At 38.6% G+C, this 19,063-nt stretch carries 15 protein-coding genes; 6 read left to right on the top strand and 9 right to left on the bottom strand.

The genetic code is table 11. The features are described from left to right. Nucleotides 1–303: 303 nt before the first annotated feature. Nucleotides 304–1,197: a hypothetical protein gene (locus VB797_RS30410; protein ID WP_323241504.1), complete on the top strand. Its 894-nt coding sequence runs from the start codon at nucleotides 304–306 to the stop codon at nucleotides 1,195–1,197. Nucleotides 1,198–1,248: 51 nt separating this feature from the next. Here VB797_RS30410 and lpxD read toward each other — a convergent pair whose 3' ends face one another. From lpxD to VB797_RS30395, 3 genes are all read right to left on the bottom strand, one after another. Next, the gene (lpxD, locus tag VB797_RS30405; protein WP_323241503.1) at nucleotides 1,249–2,289 is read right to left on the bottom strand and encodes a UDP-3-O-(3-hydroxymyristoyl)glucosamine N-acyltransferase; all 1,041 of its coding nucleotides are present in this window, start codon (nucleotides 2,287–2,289) and stop codon (nucleotides 1,249–1,251) included. A 443-nt stretch (nucleotides 2,290–2,732) separates the two neighbouring features. Continuing rightward, complete coding sequence (locus VB797_RS30400) at nucleotides 2,733–4,040, bottom strand: murein transglycosylase A (protein ID WP_323241502.1); 1,308 nt, start codon at nucleotides 4,038–4,040, stop codon at nucleotides 2,733–2,735. A 13-nt stretch (nucleotides 4,041–4,053) separates the two neighbouring features. Further along, the gene (locus VB797_RS30395) at nucleotides 4,054–4,302 is read right to left on the bottom strand and encodes a hypothetical protein (protein ID WP_323241501.1); all 249 of its coding nucleotides are present in this window, start codon (nucleotides 4,300–4,302) and stop codon (nucleotides 4,054–4,056) included. 1,398 nt (nucleotides 4,303–5,700) lie between these two features. Here VB797_RS30395 and VB797_RS30390 point away from each other — a divergent pair. Beyond that, nucleotides 5,701–7,674 (top strand): PAS domain-containing sensor histidine kinase, encoded by a 1,974-nt coding sequence (locus VB797_RS30390; protein WP_323241500.1) that lies wholly within the window; start codon nucleotides 5,701–5,703, stop codon nucleotides 7,672–7,674. A gap of 124 nt (nucleotides 7,675–7,798) precedes the next feature. On the opposite strand, the gene VB797_RS30385 is transcribed toward VB797_RS30390, so the two are convergent. Beyond that, nucleotides 7,799–8,059, bottom strand: a complete 261-nt coding sequence (locus VB797_RS30385; protein ID WP_323241499.1) for a peptidoglycan-binding domain-containing protein — start codon at nucleotides 8,057–8,059, stop codon at nucleotides 7,799–7,801. 248 nt (nucleotides 8,060–8,307) lie between these two features. On the opposite strand from VB797_RS30385, the gene VB797_RS30380 reads away from it, so the two are divergent. Beyond that, on the top strand, nucleotides 8,308–8,478 hold the full coding sequence (locus VB797_RS30380; protein ID WP_323241498.1) for a hypothetical protein: 171 nt from the start codon (nucleotides 8,308–8,310) through the stop codon (nucleotides 8,476–8,478). Nucleotides 8,479–8,575: 97 nt separating this feature from the next. On the opposite strand, the gene cax is transcribed toward VB797_RS30380, so the two are convergent. After that, nucleotides 8,576–9,667, bottom strand: coding sequence for a calcium/proton exchanger (gene cax, locus VB797_RS30375; RefSeq protein ID WP_323241497.1), 1,092 nt, complete (start codon nucleotides 9,665–9,667; stop codon nucleotides 8,576–8,578). Nucleotides 9,668–10,274: 607 nt separating this feature from the next. Between cax and VB797_RS30370 the strand changes: the two genes are divergently transcribed. Beyond that, the gene (locus VB797_RS30370) at nucleotides 10,275–12,923 is read left to right on the top strand and encodes a DUF3536 domain-containing protein (RefSeq protein ID WP_323241496.1); all 2,649 of its coding nucleotides are present in this window, start codon (nucleotides 10,275–10,277) and stop codon (nucleotides 12,921–12,923) included. Nucleotides 12,924–13,442: 519 nt separating this feature from the next. Continuing rightward, nucleotides 13,443–14,009: a Uma2 family endonuclease gene (locus tag VB797_RS30365; RefSeq protein WP_323241495.1), complete on the top strand. Its 567-nt coding sequence runs from the start codon at nucleotides 13,443–13,445 to the stop codon at nucleotides 14,007–14,009. A 209-nt stretch (nucleotides 14,010–14,218) separates the two neighbouring features. On the opposite strand, the gene VB797_RS30360 is transcribed toward VB797_RS30365, so the two are convergent. The 4 genes from VB797_RS30360 to VB797_RS30345 form a co-directional block, all read right to left on the bottom strand. Beyond that, nucleotides 14,219–14,461, bottom strand: a complete 243-nt coding sequence (locus tag VB797_RS30360; RefSeq protein ID WP_323241494.1) for an HNH endonuclease — start codon at nucleotides 14,459–14,461, stop codon at nucleotides 14,219–14,221. Further along, on the bottom strand, nucleotides 14,406–14,903 hold the full coding sequence (locus VB797_RS30355; protein WP_323241493.1) for a hypothetical protein: 498 nt from the start codon (nucleotides 14,901–14,903) through the stop codon (nucleotides 14,406–14,408). Before VB797_RS30355 ends, VB797_RS30360 begins: the two co-directional genes overlap by 56 nt. A 174-nt stretch (nucleotides 14,904–15,077) precedes the next feature. Further along, nucleotides 15,078–15,518 carry a KGK domain-containing protein gene (locus tag VB797_RS30350; RefSeq protein ID WP_323241492.1) on the bottom strand — a complete coding sequence of 147 codons (441 nt, stop codon included), beginning with the start codon at nucleotides 15,516–15,518 and terminating at the stop codon, nucleotides 15,078–15,080. Nucleotides 15,519–15,601: 83 nt separating this feature from the next. Further along, entirely contained in the window at nucleotides 15,602–18,079 is a 2,478-nt protein-coding gene (locus VB797_RS30345) for a dynamin-like GTPase family protein (protein ID WP_323241491.1), read from the bottom strand. Between the two features lie 497 nt (nucleotides 18,080–18,576). On the opposite strand from VB797_RS30345, the gene VB797_RS30340 reads away from it, so the two are divergent. Further along, nucleotides 18,577–18,975, top strand: a complete 399-nt coding sequence (locus VB797_RS30340; RefSeq protein WP_323241490.1) for a PPC domain-containing DNA-binding protein — start codon at nucleotides 18,577–18,579, stop codon at nucleotides 18,973–18,975. Nucleotides 18,976–19,063: the final 88 nt, after the last annotated feature.

The raw sequence follows: 19,063 nt of genomic DNA, 5'->3' as shown, positions 1-19,063 counted from the left end.
GTCTTCCCAATCTTAAGTTTGTAACTAATCCGTAAAATAACAATATTGTGTTTCAGCATTTTAAATAAGCCATCATAAATACAGCTTCATGAGTTTTATAAAAATATAAAAAGAATAACTATTATATTTAGCTTTCATGAAATATTCATAAAACACTTAAGTACATTCAACAATTGTCTAAATAGCAAAAAAAGTGGCATTGTAGATATTACTCGGTCGCCATAATAATTAAGGCTTTGTACTAACGCATTCTACTTTTTATCGTTGAATTTACAAATACACTTATTTTTAAAAAAATCATTTATGAATGGTACATTGATTCGTTTAAAACAGCAAAAAAGTAAAGATAAAAATAATGATTTTGCTAAAAGAATCGGTGACAGAAAACCCTGGGAAGCTTTAGGAAGATTCAAAACTATTCGTCGTGGATATAGTATTTACCAAGGTCAACTACAGCGTTTTAAACCACAGTACCAACAGAAATTAAACATCACCACTGCTTCAGAACTGTGTCCAATTCAGCTTAATCAATGTGTAGAGAATATTCGGCAAACAGGAGTATATTTAGGGTTACAGTTGAATACCAAAGCTGTACAAATAATTAGTTCTTTGGCTGATTCTAACCTTTGCACCGAACCCAAACATCATGGTTTCTTCTTAGCTGCGGAAATCAAAAATGGACGTTTACATGGCAAAGGTAGGCTTGTTTTACGCGGACTTGTTAGCAATATTGATAAATGTCCGACTGTAGATAAAATTATCCGGGATGCGATGTTAATTGAAATCGCTCGAAAATATCTTGGATATTATCCAACTTTAATCACCCGTCACTTAACTTGGAGTTTTGCTTCCGATTTGGATGAAGCTGAAATTCAGAAACTGTATCCACCTACTAATTTTCATTACGATGTCGCTGGATTAAATTTTGTAACCGCGAGTTTCTTTGTTACCGATGTAGACGAAAATACTGGTCCTCACATCATGATCGAAAAGTCGCACAACCGTAAACCTTGGCAAATGCTTGTTCGGTCAAATATCCAAAAAGAAGCAGATGTTTGGCGTTACTATAACCGTTCCGACCAACTTACTATTAAAGGTAATGCTGGATTTGGATTTTTCCAAGATCCGTCTTGTCTTCACAAATTAAAGTTACCTCGAAATGGCAATCGTTTGATTCTACAAATTCGGTATTCTTAGACTATATTTTGTAGAGACGCGATATATCACGTCTCTACATTTTTTTTTGCATTATTTAAATTTTCGCTGCAATTGTCTGATGTATTGATAGATTTCCGGTAATTTCTGAATAATTGCCGAGGATTTTAAATATATTTTGTAAGGTATGGCTGGATTCCCTGAGACAATTTCTCCTGGTGGAACGTTGCTATGAACTCCGGCTTTTGCGGATACGATCGCACCATCACCTATTTTGACTTGATTGGCAATTCCTGATTGTCCGGCTAAGATAACGCGATTGCCAATTTTGACTCCTCCAGCGGTTGCTGATTGTCCGGCGATCGCGCAGCCAAAACCCACTTGAGTACCGTGTCCGATCTGCACTAAATTGTCAATAATTGTATCGTGACCGATACGTGTTTCTCCGACTGCGGGACGGTCAACTGCACTATTACAGCCAATTTCTACTCTATCTTCGATTACCGTACAGCCGGATTGCTCCATTTTGAACCAGCCGGATGCTGTGGGAACAAAACCAAAGCCTTCAGCACCGATAACCGTACCGCTGTGGATGACGCAATCTTGACCAATCCGAGAACGTTCGTGGATCGTACAGTTAGCGTGTAAAACAGTGCGCTCGCCAATTTTAACATCTGGATAAATTACAACGTTAGGATGAATGCAGGCATTATTACCAATTTCTACACCTTGCTGAATTACAACATAGGCACCAATATAAACATCGCTGCCAATTTTTGCCAATTCATGAATTACAGCACTAGGATGAATGGATGGAGCGGGATGCCAAGGCTGATAAAATAATTTGATTGTTTGAGAAAACAAAAGTCGCGGTTCTTTTGCTGCTATCCAAGCTATGCCCTTTTCTTGTGCTTTCAATTGCAGTGATTCATCATGAGGTAAAATCAAAGCATTAGCACTGGTTATATCTACCAAATGAGCAAACTTTTGCCCTTCGATATAGCTAATATTGCCAGTTGTCGCTTCATCAACAGCTGCTAATGCAGTAATTTCTGGATCGAGGTTTGGCAAACTAGTTAAACTAGATAAGCTGGCAGATTCACCCAGTTTTTTAACGATTTCGCTGAATTTCATTATTGCAGTTTGAATAAGAATTATTTACAAAGGTTTTTTTATTTGTCGTTATTAGTAGAAATTATGTTCTAAATACATTGGATTGTTTAAATAGGTCGGCGTTGAAAATCGTAATTATGACAGGGAGTAGGGAGTAGGGAATAGGCAGTAGGGACAAGACTTTAATACCAGTTTACCCAACCGTTATATAGTTGGTTTTATTTGTGCCGACTTACTTAGTGACTAATAAGTTGAAATTAATCCAATTATATAGATTGATTAGTTGGACAATTTAGGAAAGTGAATAATCTGCGATCGATTTAACCAACCATCGAAAAGTATTGCACAATTATGTACAAAAACAAAAATTGAGGAATTACTAATTTTAAGTAACTCCTCACTATTTGCCTCGAAAACGAGTTTAATACTAAAAGTCATGGGCAATCAATGCCCCATGCCCGTTCTTATCTCTTAAGCAATAAATAGTATAGGGTTCCGTTACCACCTGTAACCCCAGCCCGATCGCCTGCAATATTCCCGGTTCCCATGAAGTAATCTACTCTTCCGGGTGTTTTGATGGCGCTACCTGTGTCTTGGTCGAGTACAAATCTACTGACTTTACGATATTCTAATCCTCCACCATCACCAACATATGGGAAACTAGCGTTAATTAGTGCTAAGGCTCCCGGAGGCATTAAAGATTTATCTGTAGCAATAGAACGCTCTGGCGTTACTGGTACGCCGATACTACCAGTAGCTGGTGTATTGCCTTTATCTCTAAAGAAAATAAAACGTTCCCAGCGCGGGAGATAATCGTCCATAGACTGGGGATTTCGCCGGAAATGATCAACAATACCGGGCATTGTCGCTTGTTTTTGGGTGATTTGTCCGTCTTTAAGCAACTCTTTACCGATACTTGTCCAAGGATAATCGGTTCCGTTGGCATAACCAACACCCGTAACGGTACCATCGGTTAATTCGAGTTTAGCCGAACCTTGAATATGAATTAAGTATGCATCAAAGCGATCGCGAAACCAAAACATTTCCAAACCGCTTAATGGGCCATTTTTACCTAATAAACCATCTTTACCTTCGAGTTCTAACCGTTTGGGGTGCGGTTTTTGCCAGTTTACAAAGTTATCTGGCAATCGATAAATGGGATACTTGTACTCTGAGGTAGGAACGCGACTTGCTTCGTAAATCGGCTCATAGTATGCAGTAAATTTAACGGTACCCTTGCCGTCGTTACCGACTGATTTGTAAAACGTAAACTCGCGTCGCACCGCAGCTTGTAGATCTGCCGGAGATTTTGATGTACGCACTAAGTCGCGGAAACGCAACAAACTACGCCGCACGCGGTCTAACGTAATTTCCTTGTCGGGGTAATTTTGGTAAATTCTGGCAGCGCTAGGATTTTTTAGATAACCCAAACTATTGTCAATTGACTCAATTAACGCCGAGCGATCGCCAGCCTTACCTTTCCCTTTACCTCCCCAAAAGAGTTGCTCATCCCAACCCAAGCAAGCATACATGGGTGTGCAATCGTTGGACAAACTAATTGGGTTCAAAACGGGAGTCGCCGGATTTATACTCGGTTGCGGTTGCGGTACTCTTGGCCTAGTGGTAGGAATTATGACTGGCTGCGGTACTCTCGACGGAATGCTTGGTACCGGGGGTGCAGTTAGAATAGGCACCTGAGCGACAACTGAACGAACCGGGTTAACAAAGGCAATTCCCAGGCTCAAGGAAAACAAAGCAAGGGTTTTTCTCATGATTTATCTAAATCTATCTTTCAATACTAGAACTAAAAATCGGTTCAACTCGAAGTGCAACAACCCGAGACGGACGAATTACCATGTACTCACCAGAAATATTCTTGATTGGTACATTAATAAAGTCATGAGAAGCAGATTTTGGCATAAGTTCGCCACTGTACCACTTCTGAAACTCCTGAATGGTGGGGAAACGCACTTCTTCCCGGTGTCCGCTTTCCATTAATATGTAAACGGCGTATTCGCTAGCACTTCTAGGCATAACTTTTGAATCATTTGAGACACATCACCACATTGTTAACCCACCTATCGTCCGAATGGAAAGGGAAGAAAGTCGGATATTCCAAAATACAATCGCGTTTACTCTCAACAGGTGATGTTGAAACATCGCAAGATGAATTTATTTCTAGTAACAATTATTTTTGGTGATAATTGTGACTAAAAATATCAAATTTACGAGTTATCTCGGTTCGATCTAAGTACGGTAATTTGACTTTAATCTTTCCCCCATGACGCAAAACAACTGCAATAATGTTCCTAAATGGCTGTAATTTCAATCTATTTTCCTAAGCACTTCAAAATTTAGATGAGTTGAAAGCAATACTTAGTTAATTACGTATAATTCTTCTAAATCATCAGTTTATATTGCATTATACTGAATCGCTAATGACCAAATAAATTTCTTCTAGTTCCTGCTACTCGTTGATTTATGGGCTGTACGCGAAATCTTTCTGACTACAAATTAGTTTAAATTGCAAGCTAGAGATTTACTTGGGTCGCTCGTTACAACCAGCGAGCGAGACGCTTACACTACCCAAAAAACGTTTACAAATTTTATAAAAACCCGACTTCTCAACCGGAGAGAGCAATTGGAGTTAAAGTCCCCCTTGAAAAGGATTTAAGAGGATCTTACAAGATGCAAAGAGGACAAGGGAGTGGGGTCTAATGTCAAGAACGAGCAGTTACTTTTTATTTGTTGTTATCGGTAAATACTTAGACCGTTTTTTATCAAGAAGGCAGAAGTACGAAGGCAGAGGGCTTTTATGGAATCTGTCTCGTACTTCTCGCGACCGTAGAGAGCAAGGGTTTAAGACCCCCGCCACAACGGAATTGCGCTTACGCATAGTTTGGCGGCTTACAATTAGTGGCGGGTCTGAATCCCCCACTAATTGTACATAGCTGCCATCTGCCCTCTGCCCTCTGCCTTCTTCAACTAATACTTATAACTAATATTGATTCTAGGTATAAGTGTCAGCTATAAAATAAGTAAAATTACTAGAGACAAGACTTTGCTTATCATGATATTTAAAAGCGGTAATCCCATATTTAGGTAATTGGAGCGAAAACAGAAATTAAAACTTGAGTGCTTAAATTGTATATAGGTTAAGCATAGATGAAGCTAATTTACAGTTAAATATATAGCAAATTAGCGTGAAAATTTAATTGACATTGCCATAAGTTTCTTACTTTCTACTAAAAAAAAGAAAATATGTACAAAGGTAGATGCGAAGTCTACCCAGGGGTAACATATCATACTATTGAAAATGCATATACCATTCATTAGAGTTACTAAAATTTATCGCCTTGGGTAGATGCGGTAATTGAATAATCGATGTTTTACATTAACCACTCACGTCAAAAAAATTTGGGTCAAAATATAGTGCATTCACAACTTATAAAATTTGCACACGTATTAGTATCGCCGGTCGTTATTGCAATCTTCGTATTAACAGGGTGGTTAGTTACTCAGGATGAAAAATTTATATTTTCTGATTCTACGATCGCGATCGCCACTGAAGGTTTAGTGGCAATTGCAATTTTTGCAATCTTGATTTGGAAGGGTACGAAAGTCATCGAAAATGCCTGCAATCAAAGAGATAAAGCAATAAATGCTCTCAAAGACAATGAAGTAAAGTTGAAAAGTTTTTTGGATACAAATTTTATCGGTATTGTAGAGCTAAATACCGACGGTAATATTTATGTAGCAAACGAGGAATTTCTGCGGATAACAGGTTATAACCATTCTTGTTTGCAAAATGGTAATTTAAATTGGTTTAATATTACGCCGCTAGAGTATTTGGATGTAGATAAAGAAAATTTTTCTCAAGCAAGGGCTTTTGGTAGCTGTAAGTCCTACGAGAAAGAGTTGATTTGTGCATCGGGGAAGAAAGTCAAAGTTAAAGTTGGCTGCACTTGCATTACTCAGAAAGCTAAGCCAGATAAATATATTATTAACCTCAGCGAATGTAAAAACGAGGATAGGCTTGATTTGTTATTTGAGACAACTAACGATTTAATATCCTCCGAACAGCCAGAAGAACTAATCAAACTTTTATATAATGAAATTGCCGAAACATTAACAATAGATTGCTACTTATATTATTCGGTTGATAAAAATTCTCGGAAAATAGAATTAACTTCTCACACCGGGATTAGTTGTTCCCAAACTAAAGATTTAGAATGCTTTGAATTTGGTCAAGGAATTTGCGGTACAGTGGCTCAAAACCGTATTCCCATCAAAATAGAAAATGTCCTTATATCCAACGACCCAAATACAGAATCTATACGTAATTTAGGTATTTCAGCTTATTATAGCTGCCCATTGATAGCTCAAGGACAGCTTTTAGGCATAATTAGCTTTGGTAGTCGGAGTGTTTCGGACTTTACCACTTATGAAATCAATATCATGCAGTCTGTCTGCAACCAAATAGCGATCGCAATTCAACGAGTTAACTTAATGAATTCCCTACAGCAAGCCAATCGCGTCAAAGATGAATTTTTGGGAATTTTATCTCACGAATTGCGATCGCCATTAAATAGTATTTTAGGATGGGCGCAGTATTTACGGGTGCGTAAGCTGGACGAATCTACCACATCACGAGCTTTAGAATCGATTGAGCGTAACAGTAGAGAGCTTCATCATCTCATCGAAGAATTATTAGATATGTCGCGGACAATTCAAGGTAAAATGCAACTGAGTATTCGTGATTGTAACTTAGCTGCAATTATTGTTGGAGTAATTGAAAACTTGCGATCGGCAAGTGTTGCTAAACAAATAGAAATCAAATTATCAGTTCGCAAAGGTTTTGGGATGGATGAAGATAGAAAGAATGCGGCATTTACAGACTATGAAGAACCGTTAATTAAGCTTGCTCCAAATAAAATTCCTGCTTCCCATGAAGCTATGTTAGAAAATCAAAATTTCTTAATTGCTGGTGACGACGAGCGTTTAAAGCAAGTAATGTGGAATTTACTTTCTAATGCAATCAAGTTTACCTCTTGTGGCGGCTGTATAGAAGTAAGCTTATTAGAAGAAAAGGCAAACGAAACTTCATTATCATATGCCGTAATCCAAGTCAGCGATACAGGAATCGGTATAGATGCTGAGTTTCTCCCCTACGTTTTTGACCGTTTTCGTCAAGGTGATAGCTCCAACGCTAGAGCGCATAATGGATTGGGATTAGGATTAGCAATTGTACGTCACATAGTCGAACTGCACGGTGGTAGTATTTCTGTAGAAAGTCCAGGAGTTGGCAAAGGTGCAACGTTTATAGTCAAATTACCACTGATTGCATCAAATGAATTACCATCAGTTAAAAAAAACCCTAAAAATCAATTTGTAATGATTAATTAGTGATTCCCGGGTAGTTATTAATAGCTGATTATTATAAAAATTCCCAATTCCCAATTCCCAATTCCCAATTCCCTTCCCAGACGAAATGTTTAATTTATTTTGCACGAGTACTTACTATTAATTTTCAACTCGACAATGCTCGCCAAGTTCTAGAACCAACAATACCATCTGGTGTTAAACCACGGCGACTTTGAAAAGCTTTGACTGTTGTTTCTGTCAAAACACCAAAATCACCATCAATTCCAATGGGATAACCTTTGGAAATCAAAAGCTGTTGCAAAATTCTGACAGAATTACCTCTGTCCCCAAAACGTAGAGTAGGTAATCTATTCATGGCAGTTGCTTGCAATATCATGGGTAGTTCTCGGTCGATCTTTTCTTCCATAACAAATCCTTAGTTACACCTTATCTAGATAGTTAAGCAATTGCCTCTGTATGGAAATAGCTTTTAAAGTTACCCGAATTTACTCCAATACTCCAATAATTTATAGATGTTATCCTAATTTCAGAAAAAACCACAGACAAAAAAATTATCTGTGGTAATAGTTCATCCTCCATGAACTACGATTTCCTAGTTACAGCGTATTTCAGTGCAATAGGACTTTACAGTACCCGTTGGGGGGAGATTGGGAGATGGGGGGATGGGGAGATGGGGAGATGGGGAGATGGGGAGACAAGGGGATGGGGAGATGTGGGGATGGGGAGATGGGGGGATGGGGAGACAAGGGGATGGGGAGATGTGGGGATGGGGAGATGGGGAAGTTAAACAGCGAGCAAGATGCTCGCACTACTCTTAAATATTAATTCTTAACTCCTAAATCCTAAATCCTAAATCCTAAATCCTAAATCCTAAATCCTAACTCCTAACTCCTAACTCCTAACTCCTAATTCCTAACTCGTATTATCCGATTCCTTCAATTACTGGATGGAAGAAGAAAGCAAAACTTAGTACAGCATAGGTTGCCAAAAGTAAAGTACCTTCTAACCAGTTTGATTTGCCGTCGGAACTAATGCTGTTGGCAATCAATACCGACGCAGCAACCGCTACTAATTCAAAAGGATTAAAGTCTAGATCCATCGGCTGTCCGATGAATTTTCCGACTATTACTAAAAGTGGTGCAACAAATAAGGCTATCTGCATGGTAGAGCCGACGGCTACAGAAACCGAAAGATCCATTTTATCTTTCATTGCGACGGTAACTGCTGTGGTGTGTTCTGCGGCGTTACCAATGATTGGTACTATAATTACGCCTGTAAATAATGCTGTTAAACCAAGTTTTGATGTAGCTACTTCTAAAGAATCAACTAATAATTCTGACTCATAGGCTACACAAAGAGTGCAGACAAATAATACTCCAACCCATAATACTAGATTTGGTTTACTTTCGGGGGTTGCCATTGCTTCCGTTTCTACCACGCCTACATCATACAAGTAGGAGTGAGTTTTCATGGAAAATACTAATGTTAACAAGTAGACGACTATTAAAACTATGGATACAGCAAGGGAGAGGTTTTGCAAAGTTATCTCGCTAATTCCTTCTGAGGTATAGTTCACCGCTGTCGGAACCAAAATTGCAATTACTGCCAAGTTCATGGCTGCTGCATTCATCCGGGCTACTATTGATTGAAATGTTTGTTCTTTGTAGCGGATTCCACCTAAAAACATGGAAAATCCCATTACTAGCAGCAAGTTACTAATTATAGAACCAGTAATACTTGCTTTGACTACGTTTACATAACCAGCCCTCAGCGCAATTATGGCAATAATCAATTCTGTAGCATTACCGAAGGTAGCATTTAACAATCCGCCAAGATTAGGTCCTACTACTACTGCGATTTCTTCTGTGGCTGTACCCATCCAAGCTGCTAACGGGATTATTGCTAATCCAGACAAAATGAATATAATCAAGTCTCCCCATCCGAGATACTTTGCCGCTAAAGAAACGGGAACAAGAGCTAGGAGAGACACAAACACAATTTTTTTTCCAGACATTTTTCACCTGAAGTTGATGTGGGTTAGTCGCCGCAAGTCTTGTCTAACAAGGATTTTTGCCTGAAGAAGCTGCGACAAAATATCAGCTGAATTAACGCTAATTTCTTCATTATTATGCTTTGATCGATGCTTAATATCACTTTGAATATATTAAGACGACGGCGACCAAACTCTAAGATACTCTAAAGCCTATACTTGGGAGATTCCGAGATTTCACTGTTTTGATTTTTTCTCAGGATTAATAACATAACATAACGTTTTATACAACCTAAGCCATCTTTTTAGCAAAAATCAAAAAAAGATCAAAATACCATATACTAAAAATGAGTTTTAATGTATTAAAAGAGAATTAAAATTTTTCTCAGACTACCGGAGAAAAAATTTTGCTTCTGATGATTAAAGTAATCTTTGATAAATCGCTGATTGGCATTTAACATAAGCCGGAATGCAAATGCCGATGCTACAGTACCCAAACAAATTAAAATTAGATTATTTGTGTAAAATTTTCATCTAAAATTTCTGAGAATACCGTCCGTCCTGTAAGAAAACGATATTAGATTGTGTTCAGCCAAAAGCGTAAGTTTATCTTAAAAAGGAATAACTCTACATGACTGCTGCTGAGTTACCGACTTCTGTTGGTGCAAACTTGATTCAAAATGAAAATACCGATCCCCGCAATGGCAACCCCTTAAATACGACTACAGGGGTTTATATAACGGTACACGGTCATTTCTATCAGCCCCCACGGGAAAACCCTTATTTAAATGCGATTGAGCGTCAACAGGGTGCTGCACCGTTTCATAATTGGAACGAACGAATTCACCATGAGTGCTATCGTCCTAATGCTTTTGCCAGAATCTTGAACGAGCATGGTAATGTGGCGGGGATCGTCAATAATTTCGAGTATATGAGCTTTAATATCGGTCCAACCTTGATGTCATGGTTGCAAAACTACGATATTGATGTGTATCAGCGAATTATTGACGCAGATCGCAAAAGTAGCGATCGCTTGAACGGTCATGGTAACGCGATCGCGCAAGTATACAATCACATTATTATGCCTTTGGCTAGCGAACGCGATAAATATTCGCAAATTCGCTGGGGGAAAGCAGATTTTCGCAACCGTTTCGGACGCGATCCCGAAGGAATGTGGTTGGCTGAAGCTGCTGTCGATTACCCAACCTTAGAAGCTTTAGTTTCAGAAGGGATTCGCTTTATTGTACTTGCACCTTCCCAAGCTGAGCGTTGTCGTCCAATCCCGACATCTGAAGATTCTGAATCTGAATGGCACGAAGTCGGGGGAAGTCAAATCGATCCCACTCGTGCTTATCGGTGTTATTTACCTGGAAATGAGTCGCAACGCCGATATATTGATATATTTTTCTATGATGGACCGATTTCGCGAGACATGGGCTTTAGCGATGTAGTCTATAATTCCAGTCACTTTGCCGGACGTATCGGTGCAGCAGTTCGCGGCGATCGCCGATCTTCTCAAGTGATTTCGGTAGCGACAGATGGGGAAACCTTCGGACACCATAAAAAGGGTACTGAAAAAACTTTAGCTTATGCTTTTACTCAAGAATTCCCCCATCGGGGTTGGACGGTAACTAATTTTGCTCACTATCTGAGCTTAAATACTCCCACATGGGAAGTTGAGTTAAAGCCGGTCACAGCCTGGAGTTGCGCCCACGGTGTTGATCGCTGGCAAGATGATTGTGGTTGCGGTGGTGCGCCGAATTGGCATTTATTATGGCGCAGACCTTTACGAGATACTCTTAATTGGCTGCGCGATCGGCTGGCAGTTGTATACCAGGAACAAGGAAGCAAGTATTTTTCTGACCCTTGGCAAACGCGAGATGACTATATAGAAGTTGTCTTAGACCGCAGTGCTAAGAATATTTCCAGCTTTCTCAATCGCCATCAAAAGCATAAACTACAAGCATCAGAACAGGTAGACGCTTTACGTTTATTAGAAATGCAGCGTCATTCATTATTAATGTTTACCAGTTGCGGATGGTTTTTTGAAGAACTTTCCCGTCCCGAAGGAACCCAAATTCTCCGCTATGCTTCCCGCGCTATGGAATTAGCCGCAGAAGTCGCGGGGGTACAGTTAGAATCGGGTTTTCTACAAAGACTTGATAAAGCCCCAACCAATATTGATAGTTTTAAGACGGGGGCTGAGGTTTATCGTCAATTAGTGTTAACTGCTCAGATCACCTTCAAACAAGTTGCAGCGCACTACGCGATTACATCTTTATTTAGCGGACATCAACCTGTAGAAAAAGTGTCAGCACCTGACGTTAAACAAAATAATGATTCGCATATCTATCAAAAACAGGTTTATTGCTATACAGCGAACGAATTAGACTTTCAATTGCAACGTTTGGGTTCTCTCACGTTAGCGGTAGGACATTTAAAGTTAGTTTCTGAAATTACTTGGGAAAGTAAGCAACTGACATTCGCCGTGTTGCATTTGGGGGGTTGGGATTTCCACTGCTGCATACAACCCTTTGAAGGGAAAGGAGCTTACACTAAACTCAAAGATCAACTGTTAAATGCCTTGCAGCAGGGAAGTGCGGCTCATACTATCTTAATGATGATTCAGCTATTTGGCGAAGAATCGTTTAATTTACAAAATCTTTTTGCTGAAGAACGTCATCGCTTGATGCGGTTATTGAGTCAGGAAACTTTAACAAGAGTAGACCAACTTTATACCCAGATGTATCGCGATAATTACGGAGTGTTGATGGCATTCCACCGAGATGGATTAGAAGCACCCAAAGAATTACAGGCAGCGGCAGAAATTGCCTTAGAATATCGGTGTATGACTTCATTGCGTACTCTGGAACAGGATATTGACGAAACGCAGTTAGCTTGGAATCACCTGGTAGAATTAGAGGCGATCGCTAATGAAGCGAAACATTTGCGCTGTCATTTGAATTTGTTTGAGGGTAAGCAGATACTGGAGCGATTGAGTTTGCGTTTGTTATGGGAGTTATTGCACGATACCAACGGTAGTTTTGATTTTCAAATGCAGCGTTTAGAAAAATTGATTGAAGTCGAAGAACGTTTAAACTTAGGTATGTCTTTAGAACGTTCTCAAGAACTATATTTTAATTGTCTCCACGCCTCAATACTGCCTAAATGTATTACTGAAATTATGAAAGATCAAGATAAAAATCAATTGCGTCAACTTTTGAAATTGGGACAAAGATTAAAAGTTGATGTTAGTCATTGGTTGAGTCAATTAGATTAGAAATTCCGCAATAGTTTAAAATAAAACCCATTAATTATGTAGAGACGTTGCAGTGCAACGTCTTTTTTTGTAGGGTGTGTTATCGTGGAGCGTAACGCACCTTCATTATGTGGTTGGTACATTGAATTACCTGGCGGTTGAAACCGCAGCTACACAAGCAAAACCCCTCCGGGTTCACTAGTTTGGCGGGACGGAAACCGACACCGCCAACTAGATTCACCGCCTGCGCGGGTTAGAAAAATAATTAGTTTGTAGGTTGGGTTAAACATGAAAACCAAATTAAAATTGTAACGAGAAATCGTGTCGTAACCCAACATTAATATTGTGGATAAACAATGCAATGTTGGATTATGTTGTAATATTTATTCTTTGTTGAAAACCATGTTTATAAATGCGCCAAACCCAAGCTACAAACTAAACCCCTACATTTTTACAATCACCCCAAAGCGCGATCGCAATTCCAAAACACCCACATATCAAAAAAGCTAAACTATCAACACTCCCTCCCCAGCAAAAGTCATGGTTACAACCATCCAACCGCTAACCCTAGAAGAATTCCTTCAACTCCCGGAAACTAAACCAGCAAGCGAGTATACTAACGGTCAAATTATTCAAAAACCTATGCCAAAAGGAAGACATAGCCGTTTACAGGGAAAACTCTGCACTGCAATTAACCTAAAAGTAGAAGATCGAAAAATTGCTTATGCATTTCCTGAATTGCGCTGTACCTTTGGAGGACGCTCTATAATACCGGATATAGCGGTATTTAAATGGGATAACATCGCTTTTACCGCTGATGGTAACGTTCCTGATAACTTTGAAAATCCACCAGATTGGACGATTGAAATTCTTTCACCAGATCAAAAACCGAATAAAGTTATCGGTAATATTCTTCATTGTTTGGAATATGGTACTAGTTTGGGGTGGTTTCTTGACCCAGATGATTCAAGTATTTTGGTATTTGAATCAGGAAAACAACCCGTACTGTTGCAGGGAGAAGACATTTTATTAGTACTACCAGAAATTGAATTAACTCTGACTCCCAATCAAGTGTTTGGATGGTTAAAGATGAGCGAAATCTTGTAGTGGGAGCGTCTCGCTCCCTGGTGATAAGCTTGTTCCTTGTTCCCAGTCTCCGGCTGTTCCTTATTCCCAGTCTCCGGCTGTTCCTTGTTCCCAGTCTCCGGCTGGGAACGCATCTCTAAAGGCTCTCTCTGCCTTCTTTATATACGGTCGGCAGAGCCTCCCATAAGGCATTCCCAGGCAGAGCCTGGGAACGAGAATAGAGATAACAACTAAGTAAAATAACGGCGAAAGCGATCGTCAATATTATCTGTCTTCTGACAATTACAGGTAAAGCACAAAGTTTGTAAATTACTGATATCGTTTGAACCACCACGCGCTAAGGGAATAATATGGTCGATAGTTAAACTGCTTTCTTCCTCACGTTTACCGCAGCTTTGACATTGGTAATTATTGCGTTCAAACACATATTTTCTCACTGCTGATGGGATAGAAATACGCGGTTTTTTGCTCATTGATATTTTTGAAATATATTGTTTTAATATAATTTTTTTCAGGTGTTTCTTCAATTTCTAATGGCTGAGAATAATTTAGCAAAATTTTTAGCTCAAAATCTTCGCTATGATAATTTTCCTCATTCAATGTATCATAATGTGTATAAAAGTTTAAAATAACTTTAATTACTAGTGTACCTATTTGTCTTTCATCAAATGTAATGATTTCGCATTCAACATCTTGTTTTAAGCAAAACTTCCATTCGATGCGATTAAATATTCCCTGGTTATTTACTTCTCGAAAATACTTTTTCAGAAATATGTTTTTGCGACAAAAATTCAAATCATTTTTTCTGGGTTTAAAATCTTGAATAATGGTGTTTCTAATTTGATCGGGATTAAAAACAACGTCATTTAATATAATAAAGCTATCTTCAGTTAAAGATTCAAGTTTATGATGCATACTTAAGTTTAAATATTTAGATTTGTGCAGAATTTACGCGATCGCAATTTCTATGAGTGCAAATTCGTCGCTAATTTTTCATCTCCCTATTGATGCGAAAGAGATGATGTCTGGCTAATTATCTGTCACAGAGACAGAAATATTTAAGGTAATTTGATGAAAATATTTAATGTTTTATGCAGCATACATCATATCATCAAAAGATAATTGATGCTGCTGAACTTCATTTTCTTCAGGTAGAAATTCTAAGTTAAACTGAATTTTAGCTACTTTACTAGAACCTTGGTCGTTCGGTAAAAAATCTATAGATGATTGGTTTCTAATCTTTCCTTTTTGCCAATTATTAGCACCAAGCCGGAGAATCTCGCAATCATTTCCTTCTTCCGAGGAAGATAAACTGACGCTAATGTTGCAGGAACTAAAAGAAGTATTGATTAAATCGCATATTCTTTCTCTGCTATGACAACCATCATTTTCTTTTGTGAGCAGATAGTTGACTTTTTGCCACAACTCATTTTCTAACTGTTGCTTAAACTGGCTAAATTTGAGCAAACGACCTTTGTAAGATAAAACATCACCGTCATTACAACTCAAAGGTTTGAATTTAGTTTTCATTTTTTTCTAATTATTTTACGATAAGTTTCAATTAAGTTACCAATATTTCGCTAATATCTCTGTCACAGACACAACATCAATCATTAAGCTTCTATAGTTTGGACTACAGTTTGAGCTACACCGTTATTTTCAAATGATGTACGATCGACTATTTCTGGATGTGCTGACTCAATAGTAGGTAATAAATGCTCGTATAGCTGCATTGCTTCCAAGCAACGGTTGATACCGGAGGTCGATTGATTGAAGGTAGCAATTTTTTCGGAAACAGTATCTAAAAGTAGTTTGTTTTGTGCAATCTTCTCTTGAGCTTCTTTTTGTAATGTTTGCTCTAAATAAGCACGAGCTTGGGGATACTGCTGTAAAATTTCATCACTCTTGATTTCAGCCATTGGTAAAAGCTGAGTTTTAAAACTTTGATTGATGGTTTGACGAAATGTAATGCGAATAGTTAGGCTGACTTTTGGCTCAAAATCTAATTTTAACAATTGCTTAATTGCAGGTTCAGCTTCTACCATGCTTTCACAATCGTAACCTTGAGAAGTTTGCTGCAAAGTTTGGCGATACTGATATATTGAAAAAGTACCTTCATCGTAAAATCGAGGACTTTCTCTGACAAATCGATCGCACTCTACCCGTGCTGCATTTTTTAAAGCTTGAGAAATCTGCTTTTCTAACTTGCGTAACTCTAGTTCTAAACCTCCATCATTACCTAATAAACGGTATAGTTGACGATAATATTCAGCTTTACTAATTCTTTCATTTAAACGTTGAAAGAAATGAGCAACAATTTCCTCGGAAGACTCGATTAAAATATCTTCCAACTGATTTGCTAAATAATATAGCGCTTCTACTAAAATGGCAATCAAAGGTGCTGTTGCATTACGAGGATGACTCAAGGTTGCACGTTTATAAGTATCGGCAACAGAGAAAGTATCTAATAATTCATCCAAACGGTGAATCATTCGCGATCGCAATTGCTTAAAATCGGCTTCAAAACTATCACAGGCATTTGTTACCACCTGATTAACTTCGGCTGCAATATGACACCGAAAATCATTTCCTACTTGCTGTAATTGCTGATTGAGACGCTGCAATTCCTGGGCTTTCATTGCCTCAATTTCCTGGGGTTGACTGTCTAAATCTCGCTGTATATCCTGATAGTATTTCTTCAGTTGGATACAAACGTCTTCTAAATCGTCAGCCAAGTTTTTAAATAGTTGGGAACGTTTTTCTTGAGTAAGATAGCGGTTAATCGCTGTTTTAAATTCCTCAACACCACTATCTTGAATCAGTTGATTAATTAATAAGGTTCCTTGTTCTGATAAAATTCTAATATAGTTCTGATTCTGACTTTCAAAATTATTAACAGAAATCCGAAACTTATCGGCAGATAGCTTACCAGAAGCAGTACAATAACGCAGAAATTCGTAAACAAATTGCGGAGTTTCTTCCTTTAATTCTGCTGTATTATTTATTTGATTACTTGTTTGATTAACCTTTCCAGCAAAAACAGAATCTAAACCAAACCGATCTTTTTCGCTTGTTTGTTTAATCTGACTACCGTAAAATCCTAACAATCCGCTGGTTTTAAAGACTCTGCTGCTATCATGAAATTGAGTAGTAATTAAATTATCCAGTCGTTGTCTCAAGTCGGTATTGTACCAACTTTCATCAATCCGATTGAAAACGTAAAAAACTCTATCCCTAATTCCAGGATTATTGCGAATTACTTCTAAAAGTTGAGTTTCAGCCTTGGTCATATCACCCATCGAAGCGGGTTTCAAGACGCAGACCACCGCAGAAGTATCGGGATGCTGAATTTTTGTATAAGTCAACTGAGCATCTTTTTCCACCGGAGCATCAATACCGGGAGTATCAATAATTACGTTGCCATCTTCTAATAACGGATGATTGCAATAGTATTCAATTCGCTTTAAAACCGCGCTATTACTTCCGCGACGAGCATATCCAGCAGCTTCTTTAAGGTTATTAAAGTTAAACTCTTCCATAGAATAAGTCGCATTATTCACCGTATGGATATGCTGGCGATTTGCGACATACCCTGACAATAATAAAATCAAGGCTTTTGCTTGCTTTGCACGTTCGGATTTACTTTCACCACCTTCTTGTTGGATGATAGTTTCACACGCTTGACGCAATAATTCAATCGTATCTTCTTGATTAATATTCTCAACTTTGCAGAGTAACAACTGTTCACATAAACAAAAAACTTGTTCTCGAACTTCTACTTCACTTAAAAATGTCAGAACAACTCGCTCATTCTCCGGATGTGCGTACTCTATTTTGCATTCCGTACCAGTAGCGTGTCCTTCTGCACTGTAAAGCAATTCCCGCTCCAACAGCGCATTAATTAACATTGACTTACCAGCACTAAACGCACCCGCAAACACGATTTCAAACTTGGGAGAGATTGCTTTCCTCAGAGAAGTTTGAGTTGGGGTCACGTCACAAGCAGCCGCACACGGTTCTTGCTGCAAAAGTTGTAAGATAGAATCTACTTGTTCTTTGAGATTTTGGCAATGAGGCAGCAGTTCTGCCATATGTCGCATCCTGATAATATTAACGAGAAGCTTTTGCGTATATTCTAAAAACGTTTTATTGTATACGCTTCCGTAAACTTACTGAGAATATTTCTAATTTATAAAGAAACCGAATTTCTATAGATAATTGTATTTAGAACTTACGCAACCAGAATTTGTCATTGCGACCGGAACGCATTGTAGGGAAGCAATCCCAGCATCTAGGAAGATTACGTCGCTACCCTCCGGGAACATCTTCGATGAACGCTCGTAATGACGTAATTTCGTCACTTTTGCGTAAGTCCTGGTATTTTCAAGTAAATAACGTTCAAATGAGTATCTAAAGTATTATTAAGGGGTCAAGCCCCTCGGAGGTCAAATTTACTTTAACAATTGGTGATTAGGTATTGCGTAAGTTCAGTCGAGTTGAAATGGTACGATCAAAAGCGTAAACTAAGAGCTTAAGTAGTTCTATTTAATTAAGGATTCAATTCCTGACTATAAATTTTTCAAAACTGATGAAAGCGTTTCCGATTAGACTTAAATCAAATGCAGATTTACGAAAAAGTTTAAAAAACTTTGCACTCGAACAAAATATTCAAGCAGGATTTATCTTAAGTGCGATCGGTAGTTTGAAACAAGCAACAATTCGGTTTGCCGATCGCGACGATAATACAGTATTAACCGAGAAATTTGAAATCCTTTCGCTCAACGGTACGATCGCAACCACCGGGGTACATCTTCACATCGCGATCGCCGACCGTCATGGTAAAGTTATTGGCGGACACCTCAGTGATGGCTGCATTATCTACACTACCGCCGAAATTGCGATCGGCATAGCGGATGATTTCGCTTTTTTCAGAACCTTTGACGAACAAACGGGATTCAACGAGCTTGAGGTTGTATCGTTAATATAGGAAGCTATTCGATTTTGGATTTTAGATTATGTCCTACCCTTCCCTACGGGACACCTTGCGGTGAACGGGAACATCTTCGATGAACGGA

Source organism: Rivularia sp. UHCC 0363 (assembly GCF_034931125.1).
Taxonomy (GTDB): Bacteria; Cyanobacteriota; Cyanobacteriia; order Cyanobacteriales; family Nostocaceae; genus Rivularia.
This window is presented reverse-complemented; position numbering and strand designations above follow the sequence as displayed.